This is a genomic window from Arcicella sp. GW821-FHT09D11, from assembly GCF_059416265.1.
Genome location: NZ_JBWKOV010000006.1, coordinates 232,679 through 245,613 on the forward strand (window position 1 = coordinate 232,679; position 12,935 = coordinate 245,613).

Here is a 12,935-nt window from a genome sequence, read left to right on the forward strand (position 1 = left end):
TTTAGAAAATGTTTTTAATATTCCGACAATTGCACATGTGTTCCTTGTCTGACCACATTAATGTTTAATAATTCTGAGATTGATTTTAAAAGTTCATCTACATTTTCTGCCCTGAACGAGCCCATCAGCACTCTTTTTGAAAGCTCTGAACCTTTTATTTCTACTTGTAATCCATAATTTTCTTCTAATAAATAGGCGACTTCTTCTAAGGTAGTTTCTTCAAAAACAAAGCGTTTCTCTTCCCATGCCGAATAGGCTTGTGGTTCGGCAGTTTCTTTGATTTGTATATGATTGTGGCGGTCCAGTGTTAGCAATTCACCTGGCTTCATCATTACATTTTTGCTTAGTTTTCCTTCTTGATAACGTAACTGAACTTTGCCTTTATTCAAAATAACTTTTGAGCCTCTTTTTCTAGCATACACCATAAATTCAGTACCTAGAACAACTACTTCAAAATTATTAGCAGACTTTACGATAAACTTCTGATTGTCAACCGTATGCTTTACTGAGAAATTAGCTTCTCCGTTTAAAAAAACCTCTCTGTTAGTTTGGCCAAAACCCCAGCGAAGTAAACGAAGTGATGAATTTGAATTAAGGGTTACTTTACTACCATCTGGCAAAACCAAAGACTGTGTTTCTCCAAAAGTAGTCTGGTAGTTTTGATAGATAATTTTATCTTGAAAAATAAAAGCCGTTAAACCTATCAGCAATACAATTGAAGCGGCAATTAGCCAATTCATTCTTCGACGATTATTCTTTTCTGATACTAGTTCAGTTATTTCTTCTTCATCAAGCAATTCGTCGTGAGGATTACTCTTGATAAAACTAGTAAAACCAGTCAAAGCTTCATCGCTTTCAGCTAAATACTGCGGATGTCTTTTCTCCCATTCTTCTAGCCATTGATAATACAATTCCTCATTGGCTTCATCCTTTAGCCATTCTTCAATAAGATTGCGTTGCAAAGGTGAGGTCTTCCGAGCAAAATGGTCAAAAATTAATTCGTATGTTATTTCTAGTTTCATTGTATTTCAAGACTTTAATAGAATCGGATAATAGTATTAGAAGTTGGTCTATATTATTAAGACACTATTTTTAAAAAATCCCCTTAGTTTTATCTTGTTGAAGCATTTATAATCAGGATATGAATGACCCGACTTTAACGCTGCATTAGGAATAAGACAATACTAATTAACCAATGTTCCTTTAATCCTTTCCGAATAATTGCCAATGCTTTACCAATATGAACTTCAACGGTTTTAATAGAAATATTCAATTCGGTGGCGACTTCCTGATATTTTTTTCCTTCAAATCGATTTAACAGAAATACTTTTCTACATTGTGGTGAGAGCGATTCTACTAATTCTTCTACCTGATGGAATACTTCTTCAAATTGCGTGATGCTATCAGGTCGTTGTCCAAGGGCTGATTCAAAATGGATGGCAGAATCAAGCTCATCTAACTGTTTAAATTCAGACCGAATGTGATTGTAAGCCTCATTCCGAACACATCTAAATAGATAAAAACGATAAGAAGAAGTGATAGTGAGGTAGGCTTTTGTTTTCCAAAATCTACAAAATACTTCACTTACCAAGTCTTCTGCAAGCTCTTTTGAATACACAAAACGCACCGCATGGCTACAAAGAATTTTATGATAACGCCTGAACAACATCTCGCAACCTTTTTGTGGAGATTCCTCAAATGCCTTACGAATAAAAAGCTCAGAATCATTGAACGCAGTTTTCCCTTCAAGTGTAATATCTTGTGCTTCCTCGTCTAAAGCTTTTATCTGAGGAATCGTAAGATTACTTAATTCATCAATGGATTCATGTATTTTTGAGGGACTCATAAGCTATGATTTTAACAAAAAATTCTTTGAATTATTCTATCGTATATAAAGGTAAGACACAATCTATCAAAAAACCCCTTAGTCATTTGGAGATTTTTTTTGAAAAAATTTTAAAATTGGAAGAATTGAAGGAAAAGATAGGGAAATAAATAAGAAAAAATTTATCACTAGTCAGGGACTTAAGTCCCTGACTAGTGATAAGAATAAGAGAGAGAAATTAATCTTAAAGCTTAGGTTCAAGCCATAAGGCTGTTAGAAGCAATACGATTAAAACATACCAAAACCATTCAGGAAGGCTTGTTGAAATACTTTGAGCAGTATTGCCTGTACTATCGATACTTTCTTTTATATATGGCTTGATGCTTTTTGCATTGGCAATATCATTTTGATTTTCTTCCACATATACTGCTAAACTATCTTGAAAGGTGTTCCATCCAGTTTTTCTAAAAGTATATTTTGCTTCCGCAGATAAGGGATTAATGCCCGATTGAGTACTAAAAGCGGTATCATTTGTAATGGCAATCCTATTTTCAGTATTCTGTATCGTTTTAAGGTTTTCTACAACATCTGGGTAAAGAGGAGCATCAATACGGATAGCATTGTCAGAAGATGGATAGAGTGCCTGAAATGTACTCTGCCAGATTTTAGTGTAAGCAATACTATCTCCACTGAGTATTAAAGGAAAGCTTTCGTTCAAAAGGCTAATGCCCACTTTGCCATAATGTTTTTGGATAGCAATAGGATATTCAAAAACGACTTTTTGAAATGCGACAGGTTCAAACTGATAAGGATGAGCCGTCAGGTCTTGCGAAATAACAAGGTTTTCTTGTGTTGAAGTTCTTCTTACTTTCCATTTTGTCCCTAAATGCTGATTAATACTTTTAATAGCAACATCGGGCTCTTCTACATTGATAAACAGAATGCTTTTACCATCTGCAAAGGCCTTTTTTACCAAACTATTCCCTGCATTTGAAGGATCTGTAACGATAATATCTGGCACAAATTTCTTGGTAGCATTAATTGAAAATGTACTTTGTGTATTCTTAGCTACTGTTGTAATGGTTTCCACTTGATTACCATTTTTCCCGAGCCAGTCTGCTAGAGTCTTACTCTCAAAGTCAGGATTTGATAAGATAAACTGGAAATGCTTAGGGTTATTTTTAAGACTAAAAAAATTAATTTCTTGCAAAGGTTTCTCTTCTAGCACTAATGTTAACGCTGTTTTTCCAATAGAAAAATTAGTAAAACGTAACTCAAAACCGTTGAATCCTTTCGTTAATTTTAGACTGTCTACTACTTGATTACCATATTTCAATCGAAGCATTTGTACTTTTGAAGAGTTAATTTTACCATTTATCTGTTGTATTTCTCCTTTATTAAGTACGCCTTTCCAATGTATTTCTTGTAATTCATCGGGCTGAAAATAAGGAATCCAATAAATGGTTTTTTGATTGAGTTTACTTAGTAATTCTGGCGTTGCATCTTCACCAAACAGATAAATTTTTCCAAGCTGACTAATCAATGTTGGATTATCAATTACTTGTCGATTGAAAGCTTTTTGAGAAAATACTTCGCTAATCTTTAAACTATCTTTTACTGCTTGAATGGCTTGTTGAGGAATATTATCACTCACTAATAATATCTTATTTGAATCAATAGATTTTTCTATGGTAGGATTAATGAAAAATAAGCAGACAGTGAGCCAAAGCAACAAATTCAATCCAGTTTTTAACCAAATTCTTGACATTGAAACTGATTTCTTTTGCCATATCGCCACAATTTGTACTAACAGTAAAGCCAACAAGGCTAGTATTATTAGCCAGTCGAAAGTACCGAAAGTATTGAACGTAAATAGATTTAATATCATTGATGAATTTTATTTTTTATAAACTAACATTCTTCCAAAAGGCTTTTTCTAGCTTCTTTTCTCCTAAATATGATGGACTTGAAAGATTGTTTTTACTTGGAAGTGTTTTGTTAAGCAATTGATAGAGCTTATTCTGCAAAGAAATTGTTTCAGTTTTTGATAAATTTTTATCATTAATCATTTTTTGCAAAGCCGTCAGAATAGACCAATTGTTCAAACTACTATTGATGATTTTTGAACTCATTATCGTACTTAGCACCAAAACTTTCTGCTTATTTATCGGGGATAACTTTTGGTTTTCTGCCTTTGTGCTGGCAATGCCTATTACTTCGGACACCAAGCTTTCAATTTGTTGTTGAGAGTAGTTTTTTTCAAATGAAAACTTCTCATTAAACTTTGTCAATTCTCCCGTTAAACGTTTTTCTTTTTCTTTAATCGGCGGTGGGTCAAAACTAGTCTTTTTTACAAAAGTACGCGCCTTATGTTGTGCCGATTTCAGATACTCCAATGCCTTCTTTTCAAACGGAATTGCTTTTTCAGGTTCGTACATCCGTAAGTGTAATTCCGATTGCCACATTTGCTCTAAAGCCATTTTCAATAAACTTCTAGTAGATTGCTCATAAAAGGTATTCGCCTCACCATCATCGTGCGAGTGTACATAATCTGCTAGTAAACCAGCTAATGGGTCTTTATTATCTGTATCTGGTTTATTCCCACCGTGGTCATGTTCTTCATGTTTTTCACCGGCTTCTTGGTCATGTTCGCCTTCGTCGTGTGCGTGGCGGAATCCTTTTAATAAATCTCCCCCTGCTTCGTTTTCATTAGGCAAAGCATTGGCAGAACCAATAGAATTTTCAAATTCTTCTCCTAAGTATTGTCCATAACGTAATCTAAGGGCTTTTTGATCAAACCCAATTTCATTAGAAGTACTATTGAATTCTTTTGAAGGAAGCTTTTTTCTTTTAGCGATTAACTTTTCAGTATCAATAATAATTTGTCTCTGACTTCTGAAATACTCTGGCATGATGTTCATTGCCATTGTTGCCAAATCTGCTTCCTCGACTTGAGTGGTATCTTTGTAAACAATAAAATAAGTATCTGATTTTGTATAGTTTGGCGTTGGGCGTTTATTGTCAAATGCAGCCCAGTAATAATAAAGCTCGTCGCCAGGAGCAAAATTTAAAGCCTTTAAATCAATGTTTTTAATGACATTGGTTTGCTTAAAATTAGTATTGGTAATCGGAATTTTTACTTCTCTGAATTTTACATTTTCACCAGAACCTCTTGCCAAAGTAGCTACAATAAATGCCTGACTTACCAAGAAATCATCTGAAATCTTGGCTGAAATCTGTACATTCTTAGGGTCTTTTAAATAATGTAATTTGTATAGTTCTTTAGACGCTGGCTCAATTTTAGGAGCTAAATCAGGAATGGCTTCCAATCGATAATAGTCAGATTGATAAATCAATGAATCATTCCAATAGGCTTTAAAAGCGTATAAGCCCGAGCTTAAGAGCTGGTCGGAATGCTCAAACAATCCTTTATTATTATTAAAAGCAATTTCATCTCCCTGATTATTAATCAGTTTTACAGAAAGGTGTTCGGTATTAGAAAATTGTATTTGCCACTTTAATAATGAACCTACCATGGCAGATGCATTCATGTTCTGACTTTCAACAATTCCTAAGCTCGTATAAGCAGGTGCTTGAACAATTAGTTTGGCCTTTGAAAAAACAGGAATACTAATTTGTTGAGATGCATGTGGGGCACTTTGTTTTTCTTCTTCAACGCTTTGCGCCTGTTTCTTTAGTAAACTCGGTACAAAAGCATAACAAAGCCAAGAGAACATAAAAACTACAAAATAGGCTATCAAGTTTTTCTTAAAAACCCACGGAGTCTGATAATGGTTCTGTGAAAAAAGGCGTTCTAATTGTAATTGTTGAGCCAAATTAGGCCTTTCTATTTGCAATAATTCAAGGCTGTATTCTGTATTTTCAATTTTTTGATGAATCAAATGAATCGTTTCTGTGCTTTTGTTCTGAAAAAGTTTTGTGATAAATGCCATTACAAGCAAGACTACTACAAAACCAACTATTGCTAAAGCCGAAGACTTTAGTAATAATAACAAACAGAAATATACCGAACCAGCCACCAATAAGCACATCAAACCAGCCATAAGGTATAGCTGAATCTTGACTTTTGTGATAATTTGTTTTAGTTGATTCATGAGTTTTTATAAATGGCAATCCATCTTTCTAAAGCTAACAGTAAAATAAAAATCAAGAGCAATGACTTTGGAAACCAATCATTTGATAATGCTTTAAAGTACTTCTGTGCCTTAAATAATGAATTGAGTTGTTGATGACTTAATGCTTTGTATTCGTTTTGTAACTCAAAATGTTGAATAATTTTTTCTCCTAAAAACTCAGGAAGTAAGCCATTATAAACCATTTCGGTCTTTTGTGGATTTAGCAAATCAGGAATTAATATCTGATTAGACTGTGGCGCTGTTACCTCCCACTTATTGGTATTTGAGAAAAAATACAGAGTATTATTTGTAAGTCCTTTTTTAAGAGGATGGTTGCTAAATACGATGTCGTAAGAAACATTATCTTCTGCTTTTTCACTTAACTGAAATGCCAATTGGTAGGTTTGTGATAACGCTGTAAGCGAAGCCTTTATGTATTGCTTTTCACTGTCATCATTGTTTTCAAGTAGCACCTTTATCAAACCAGTATGCTTTACTGTTCCATTTGCAATGTTATCAGATGTAGCGGTTAATAATTTATTCGAACCAATGAAGACTTTCTTATTATCTGCAAATGCGAGATAAGGATTAGTTTGTTGTTGACTTGAATCTGTTAAGCTGTGTATAGAAAATGTATTTGGCACAAAAATATGTGGCAAATCCCTTAAAGTAGCAGCATTAACGAAATATATATTAATCTGTTCGTTATCAATCAGTTCGCTTAATTGATTTAAGCTATTTTGTATTGTTATACCATCTATCTTTTCATTTTTAGAAATTTGGTTGAAGTCAGTAACAGGTTCCAAGTGTGTATTAAACCAATAGCATTTTTCCCCTTTTTTTAACGCTTCTTCTAGTTCAAATTTATAGTTATTAACAACAAAAGTATTTGCCTGAACCAAATGGACTTTATGAGCTACCTGATGACTGTTTAACACATGTAATAATGGTTTGCTTAATAGCAAACTGAGTATAAGCAATAATAAACACCTGAGTATAAGCAAAAAGATATTGTCTAATCGAATACCTCTAGATTGTTGAAGATTTTTCTCGATTAGCCAATTGGTTGCTGCCCAATCTATAACTTTTCCTTTTTTTTGATGCCAAAAGTGAATGATAATTGGCACTGCAATTGCCAATGCTCCCCACAGCATCAAAGGATTTAATAATTCCATTTTTTTTGCTTTATGCAATAAGCTTTAGGCTTTATGCAAATCAAAGTATATTAAAATTCCAATTCAGAGCAAGATGTTTTAGCCTAAAGCTAATAACCAAAATCACCCTTACCTTCTTTTCAAAGATTCACTGATTACATTAGCAATAGGCTCTTCAAGACTGGTTCTGAGTAGATACACAAAAGGAATTTGTAAAGCCAATGTCAGTTTTTTCAGATAGCTTTCCGCATTTTTCAATACTTCAGCTTTGATACTTTCAGCTTGCAACTCTACTTCCTTCCCTGTTTCTAAGTCTTTAAAGCGAAAAAAGCCTTTCAAATCAAAATCTATTTCTTGTTTGCCCAATACCTGAAAAACCATTACTTCTCGATGTGGATTGGCTAGATTCTTAATCAAATTCAACCATTCTTCATTGATTTGTAAAAAGTCGGAAACAAAAATGACGACCTCTTTTTGCTTTTGTTGAAAGATGGGAAATTTAGGATTTTCGTTTAGCCAATCTCCACTTGCTTCGGCTTTTTCTAAAGCATACAAAATTCTTTGAAAAGACTCTTTCCCTGAACTGACCAATGTTTGTACTTCTCCATTTTGCAAGGCATACAAACTCATCATATCTCCTTGACGATAACCCAGATATGCCAATGAAGCCAATAGGATTTTAGCATATTGCAACCTACTTACGCCATTCTCTGTATAATTCATCGACCCTGATAAATCGATGATAAACCTAAGGTGATAATTACTTTCGGTTGAAGATTCTCTGACTAAATGCTTTTGGGTTCTTGCATACAATTTCCAATCGATTCGCTTAGGGTCGTCGCCAGCTTGATAATGCTTATATTGTTCAAATTCTATTCCGTAACCAAAGCGTTTACTATGATGAATCCCCAACATCAGCTCTTCACTGACCAATTTACCAGCCAGTTGTAGGTTGTTGAGTTTTATTAATTCGGTGGATAATAATGCCATAATTATTTTAAATTTTTCAATAATTCAGCAATCACATCATCCGTAGTAATTCCTTCGGCATCGGCTCTGAAATTGAGTGATACACGATGTCTTAAAATCGGGAATGCAAGGGTGTTGATATCTTCTGGTAAAACGGCAAAACGTTCGTGCAATACTGCTCTAGCTTTAGCACATAATACTAATGCTTGTCCTGCTCTTGGCCCCGCTCCCCATTCACACCATTGTTTAACAAAAGCTGAATCTGAATTAGCGGGACGCGTTGACCTTACGAGTTGATTAATTTTTACAATCAATTCTTCACTAATATGTACCTGACGTGTTAGTTGCTGTAAAGTAATAATATCTTGATCAGTCATGATGGTTTGCAAAGTTTGCTTACCTATGCCTGTTGTACTTTTTAATACTTGTAATTCCTCTGTTTCAGAAGGATACCCCAGTTTGATATATAACAAAAAGCGGTCTAACTGTGCTTCAGGAAGCGGATAAGTCCCCGCCTGTTCGATGGGGTTTTGCGTAGCGATAATTAAAAAAGGCTTGGGCAAATCATAGTTGGTTCCTGCATACGTTACCTTGTATTCTTGCATGGCTTCTAGCAAAGCGGCCTGTGTTTTGGGGGGTGTACGGTTAATCTCATCCGCCAAAACAATGTTTGCAAAAATAGGACCTTTATTGAATTTGAAGAATTTCTTACCAGTTTCATGGTCTTCCTCCAAAATTTCTGTTCCTACAATATCACCTGGCATTAAATCAGGTGTAAATTGTACTCTTTTGAATGACATCTCCAAAGCCTCTGAAATGGTTTTTACCATCAGCGTTTTTGCTAGGCCAGGAACACCTTCGAGTAAGCAATGTCCCCCTGCTAAAAGAGAAATAAGGATTTCATCAATCGCTTCTTCTTGTCCAACAATTACTTTAGCAATTTCTTTTTTTAGTAATGGCAATTTAGCCACCAATGTTTTATAATAAGTAAGGTCTTTATTTTCCAATGTCTAAACTGTTAGTGCGTATTGAATGATATTTACTCCAAATTTTGTATTGTCTTCTGCGAGCCACCGTTTATTTCGGAAGTCATAATCCCATTCACATCCATAATCTTTGTTGCTATACAAAACCCCAATTCGTCCATTAATAGTGATGGCTTTTAGGTAATCATGTACAAGGTCGTCGCCCCAACCATTTAGTTCAAAACTTGTTGTTGGAGGACCGTCAAAGTGAAAGAAGCAATTGTAAATTGGATGAGTATTCGGAATTTTCTGTAAGGCTTTTTCTCCAAATGTTCTTCCCATTTCTTGTTCAAACGATTTGGCGAAAAGTCCATCAATATCATGGTTACAATCATCCACAAATACAAAACCTCCGTTTTCTACATATTTGCGAAAATTGTCTCGTTCTTTACTAGAGAATTCTACTAATTTATGCCCACTCAAATAGCAAAAAGGACTCTTGAAAAGCTCGTTACTGCTCAATAGGACTACTTTCTCTTTATCATCAATGGGTATGGTTGTATATTCTACCAAAGAATTAAGGATATTTGAAGGCATTCGTTGGTCTGTATCCCAATCTCCAGAAGCATATTGAATTCTTGTAAAAATAAATGGTTTCATATTGTTAAGTTGGCTTTCGGATGTCAGCCGTCGGAAGTCGGTTACCAGACATTAGATTTGTTTTTAAATTAATCTAATGTCTAAAATTAGATAACCGATAGCCGACGCCCGAAATCTGAAAGCTAAATATTATACCGCATCCGAAAGTGATGAGAAAGTAAACTCTCTGATTTTCATTGGCGGTACCATGTAATTTTGATTCGATTCTGTGCTGACTACACGCTCAGTTTTACCCAACATCTCAAGGTTATTAAGCATGATAATCGGACTTTCGTTGAATCTGAAATTTTTGATAGGATACTTGATTTTTCCATCTTCAATATAAAAAGTACCGTCACGTGTAAGCCCCGTTTGTAATAACGTTTGTGGATCCACTGAACGTATATACCAAAGTTTAGTAACCAAAATACCTCTTTGTGTACTTTTAATCATCTCTTCTAAAGTAGCCGTTCCTCCTGGCATAATCATGTTATTAGGAAAAGGAACAGGTTTTACACCTTTCTCTTTTGCCCAATACCTTGAATAAGAAAGGTTTTTAACCACTCCTTTTTCAATCCACATTAATTTTTCTTGTGGTTGACCATCACCAGCCCAAGGTGAAGCAGGTAATTCTGGATGGGTTGGGTCAGAGAAAAACGTTACTCTTTCATCTACAATCTTCTCACCTAGTTTTGTTTTGCCACCGGGTTTACTAAAAAATGAACGACCTTCGTCAGCACTACGGGCATCCATATCGTAGTAAATGTTTTCCAATAATACTACAGCTGCCGTAGGTTCTAAAATAACAGTATATTTCCCAGGTTCTAACGCCTTCGCTCCTTTTGACCCTATTGATTTTTGTATAGCAACTTTAGTAGCAGCGGCAGTATCTAATTTATTCACATCACTATACCCCTTGGCTACATAACCAGAACCCGTACCGTCTTCTGTACGAACCGTCAATGAAAAATTCACATTGGTACTTTTGTAATAAGCAAAAAGTCCTTTTGAATTCATCATGGCAGTATAGCCTTTTTGGTCTTCTAAAAAGCCTGCGGCAACTAGCTTTTGTTCTCTAGATAGTTTCAGACTTTTTGCAACGGCCTCTGCACGCGTATCGGGCGTAACGCTACCTGTTGACTCAAAATATCCTGTAGATTTAATATAGGTTTGTGGCCCTAATAAACCTACATATTCAGGGTTTTCAGGGGCAAGCTTTGCTAATTCTTCTGCCCGACGTACTACTTTTTCTAATGAAGCATCATCAAATTCATCAATGGTTGCTACTCCTACTTTTTTCCCATAAGCCGACTGAACAGTAAGGTTTTGGTTAGTCAAAGCTCCACTGGTTGATACTTCATTGCGAGCATAGCGAAGATTCCCACGGGTTTCTCCTAGCAGATTGACCTCGCATTCATCTGCTTTTGAATAGCTTAAAACCTTTGTTAACAAGGCTTTAGCTTCACTTTCAGTTAATATTATTGACATGTTGATTTCGAGATTAAAGAGTTTGATAAGCTGGTTGGCTTTCGGGTATCGGATTTCAGATGTCGGTTTTTAAAAGAATTATTAAATCCGAAGGCTGAAGACCGAAAGCTGATAGCTATATTTTACGTGCTGTATTAATTACATTCACACCATTAAAACGAGCCGTTGAACTACCATGAGAAACTGCACTTGATTGCGAAGGCTGACCTTTACCATCAAAGAACGAACCACCCAAACGATAATCACGATCATCACAAACCTTTACGCAAGAATTCCAGAACTCTTGTGTATTAGATTGATAGGCTACATCTTTTAGCATTCCTACAATTTTTCCATCTTTAATCTCATAATACAATTGTCCGCCAAATTGGAAATTATAACGCTGTTGATCAATCGAGAACGAACCATCACCAACAATATAAATGCCTTTCTTAACATCCTTAATCATTTCATCTACTGACAACGCTTCTTTGCCCGGAGCAAGCGAAACATTTGCCATACGTTGAAATTGTACAGACGACCAGCTATCGGCATAGCAACAACCATGAGATTCTTTTTCGCCAATAATATGTGCTTGGTCACGAATGGCTTGATAATTTACCAAAGTACCTTCTTTTACTAAATCCCATTGTTTGGTTTTTACTCCTTCGTCATCCCAACCTACAGCACCTAGCGAACCTACCTGTATTTTATCAGCAAATAGATTTACTTGTTTACTACCATAATTGAAGTTTTTACTTTGCCATTTGTCAAGCGTAGCGAATGAAGTACCCGCAAAATTGGCTTCATATCCCAACACACGGTCAAGCTCTAATGGGTGACCCACAGATTCGTGAATGGTTAACCATAAGTGTGATGGGTCTAATACTAAATCGTATTTACCTGCTTCAACAGACTTGGCAGTAAGTTTTTCTTTAGCTTGTTTTGAGGCCGCGATAACATCCTCCAACATATCATAACCCTTGTTGTAGCGGGTAGTGATGCCTGTTATTTTATCGCTTGGGTTGGTTTGTAGGTATTCATAACCCATTCCCATCGGAGCACTTAATGTTCTACGCGTCTCAAATTTCCCAGACTTAGGGTCGATAGCCGTCACATTAAAGATAGGCCAAATTCTATGAATATCTTGGTCAATATACGAACCATCCGAAGAAGCAAAATACTTTTGCTCATTTACCAAAAAAAGTACCGAGTTTACATAATTAGCACCATTTTTCATGGCAGCATCATTCACTCCTAGTAATAAATCTACCTTTTCTTTGATAGGTACTTCAAAAGCATTTTTTTGAATAGGAGCTTTCCAGCTTACTTCGCCATAGCCATTCTGAGGAGCCAATTGTACAGGCTGAGTCATCAATTTAGCATTCGCCTTGGCAATAGCAACGGCTTCTTCAGCGGCTCTTGCTGTATCAGCTTCTGATTTGGCATCCACTACGGCTGCAAAACCCCAACATCCATTGGCAATTACTCTCACGCCTACGCCATAAGATTCTGTGTTGACAATGTTCTGAACTTTGTCTTCACGTGTTACAACATATTGATTCAGGTAACGCCCAATTCTTACATCTGTGTAAGTTGCTCCTTTAGCTTTGGCGGCATTGAGTGCAGCGTCAGCTAATCTTTTTTTGACTGCTACATCTACGTAGCCATCCATAAGAGCCTCAGCGGAAACAGGCCTTCCGACGATTGGAATATTGGGAAGCATCAATGCTCCCATACCCAAGCCTGACATTTGAATAAAATCTCTTCTTTTCAAAGC

General features: G+C 35.7%; 10 protein-coding genes. All 10 read right to left on the reverse strand.

What is annotated here, in order from left to right; translation table 11 throughout:
* Positions 1 to 14: 14 nt before the first annotated feature.
* A complete protein-coding gene (locus AC07N0_RS17980) occupies positions 15 to 1,022 on the reverse strand; it encodes a FecR family protein (RefSeq protein ID WP_494590296.1) in 1,008 nt (335 codons plus the stop codon).
* A 134-nt stretch (positions 1,023 to 1,156) separates the two neighbouring features.
* Positions 1,157 to 1,846, reverse strand: coding sequence for an RNA polymerase sigma-70 factor (locus AC07N0_RS17985; protein ID WP_494590297.1), 690 nt, complete (start codon positions 1,844 to 1,846; stop codon positions 1,157 to 1,159).
* A 223-nt stretch (positions 1,847 to 2,069) separates the two neighbouring features.
* Positions 2,070 to 3,713, reverse strand: coding sequence for a hypothetical protein (locus AC07N0_RS17990; protein WP_494590298.1), 1,644 nt, complete (start codon positions 3,711 to 3,713; stop codon positions 2,070 to 2,072).
* Between the two features lie 16 nt (positions 3,714 to 3,729).
* Positions 3,730 to 5,940: a hypothetical protein gene (locus AC07N0_RS17995; RefSeq protein WP_494590299.1), complete on the reverse strand. Its 2,211-nt coding sequence runs from the start codon at positions 5,938 to 5,940 to the stop codon at positions 3,730 to 3,732.
* Complete coding sequence (locus tag AC07N0_RS18000) at positions 5,937 to 7,136, reverse strand: BatA domain-containing protein (protein WP_494590300.1); 1,200 nt, start codon at positions 7,134 to 7,136, stop codon at positions 5,937 to 5,939. The genes AC07N0_RS17995 and AC07N0_RS18000 overlap by 4 nt, the downstream gene beginning before the upstream one ends.
* Positions 7,137 to 7,244: 108 nt before the next feature.
* A complete protein-coding gene (locus AC07N0_RS18005) occupies positions 7,245 to 8,105 on the reverse strand; it encodes a DUF58 domain-containing protein (protein WP_494590301.1) in 861 nt (286 codons plus the stop codon).
* A 2-nt stretch (positions 8,106 to 8,107) separates the two neighbouring features.
* A complete protein-coding gene (locus AC07N0_RS18010) occupies positions 8,108 to 9,091 on the reverse strand; it encodes an AAA family ATPase (RefSeq protein WP_494590302.1) in 984 nt (327 codons plus the stop codon).
* Between the two features lie 3 nt (positions 9,092 to 9,094).
* Positions 9,095 to 9,709, reverse strand: coding sequence for a DUF4159 domain-containing protein (locus AC07N0_RS18015; protein WP_492803974.1), 615 nt, complete (start codon positions 9,707 to 9,709; stop codon positions 9,095 to 9,097).
* 129 nt (positions 9,710 to 9,838) lie between these two features.
* A complete protein-coding gene (locus AC07N0_RS18020; protein WP_494590304.1) occupies positions 9,839 to 11,176 on the reverse strand; it encodes a TldD/PmbA family protein in 1,338 nt (445 codons plus the stop codon).
* 115 nt (positions 11,177 to 11,291) lie between these two features.
* Positions 11,292 to 12,932 (reverse strand): TldD/PmbA family protein, encoded by a 1,641-nt coding sequence (locus tag AC07N0_RS18025; RefSeq protein ID WP_494590305.1) that lies wholly within the window; start codon positions 12,930 to 12,932, stop codon positions 11,292 to 11,294.
* Positions 12,933 to 12,935: the final 3 nt, after the last annotated feature.

Excerpts from the sequence above, each read along its gene's own strand:
- AC07N0_RS17980 (WP_494590296.1), bottom strand. The coding sequence starts at position 1,022 with ATGAAACTAGAAATAACATACGAATTAATTTTTGACCATTTTGCTCGG.
- AC07N0_RS17985 (WP_494590297.1), bottom strand. The coding sequence starts at position 1,846 with ATGAGTCCCTCAAAAATACATGAATCCATTGATGAATTAAGTAATCTT.
- AC07N0_RS17990 (WP_494590298.1), bottom strand. The coding sequence starts at position 3,713 with ATGATATTAAATCTATTTACGTTCAATACTTTCGGTACTTTCGACTGG.
- AC07N0_RS17995 (WP_494590299.1), bottom strand. The coding sequence starts at position 5,940 with ATGAATCAACTAAAACAAATTATCACAAAAGTCAAGATTCAGCTATAC.
- AC07N0_RS18000 (WP_494590300.1), bottom strand. The coding sequence starts at position 7,136 with ATGGAATTATTAAATCCTTTGATGCTGTGGGGAGCATTGGCAATTGCA.
- AC07N0_RS18005 (WP_494590301.1), bottom strand. The coding sequence starts at position 8,105 with ATGGCATTATTATCCACCGAATTAATAAAACTCAACAACCTACAACTG.
- AC07N0_RS18015 (WP_492803974.1), bottom strand. The coding sequence starts at position 9,709 with ATGAAACCATTTATTTTTACAAGAATTCAATATGCTTCTGGAGATTGG.
- AC07N0_RS18020 (WP_494590304.1), bottom strand. The coding sequence starts at position 11,176 with ATGTCAATAATATTAACTGAAAGTGAAGCTAAAGCCTTGTTAACAAAG.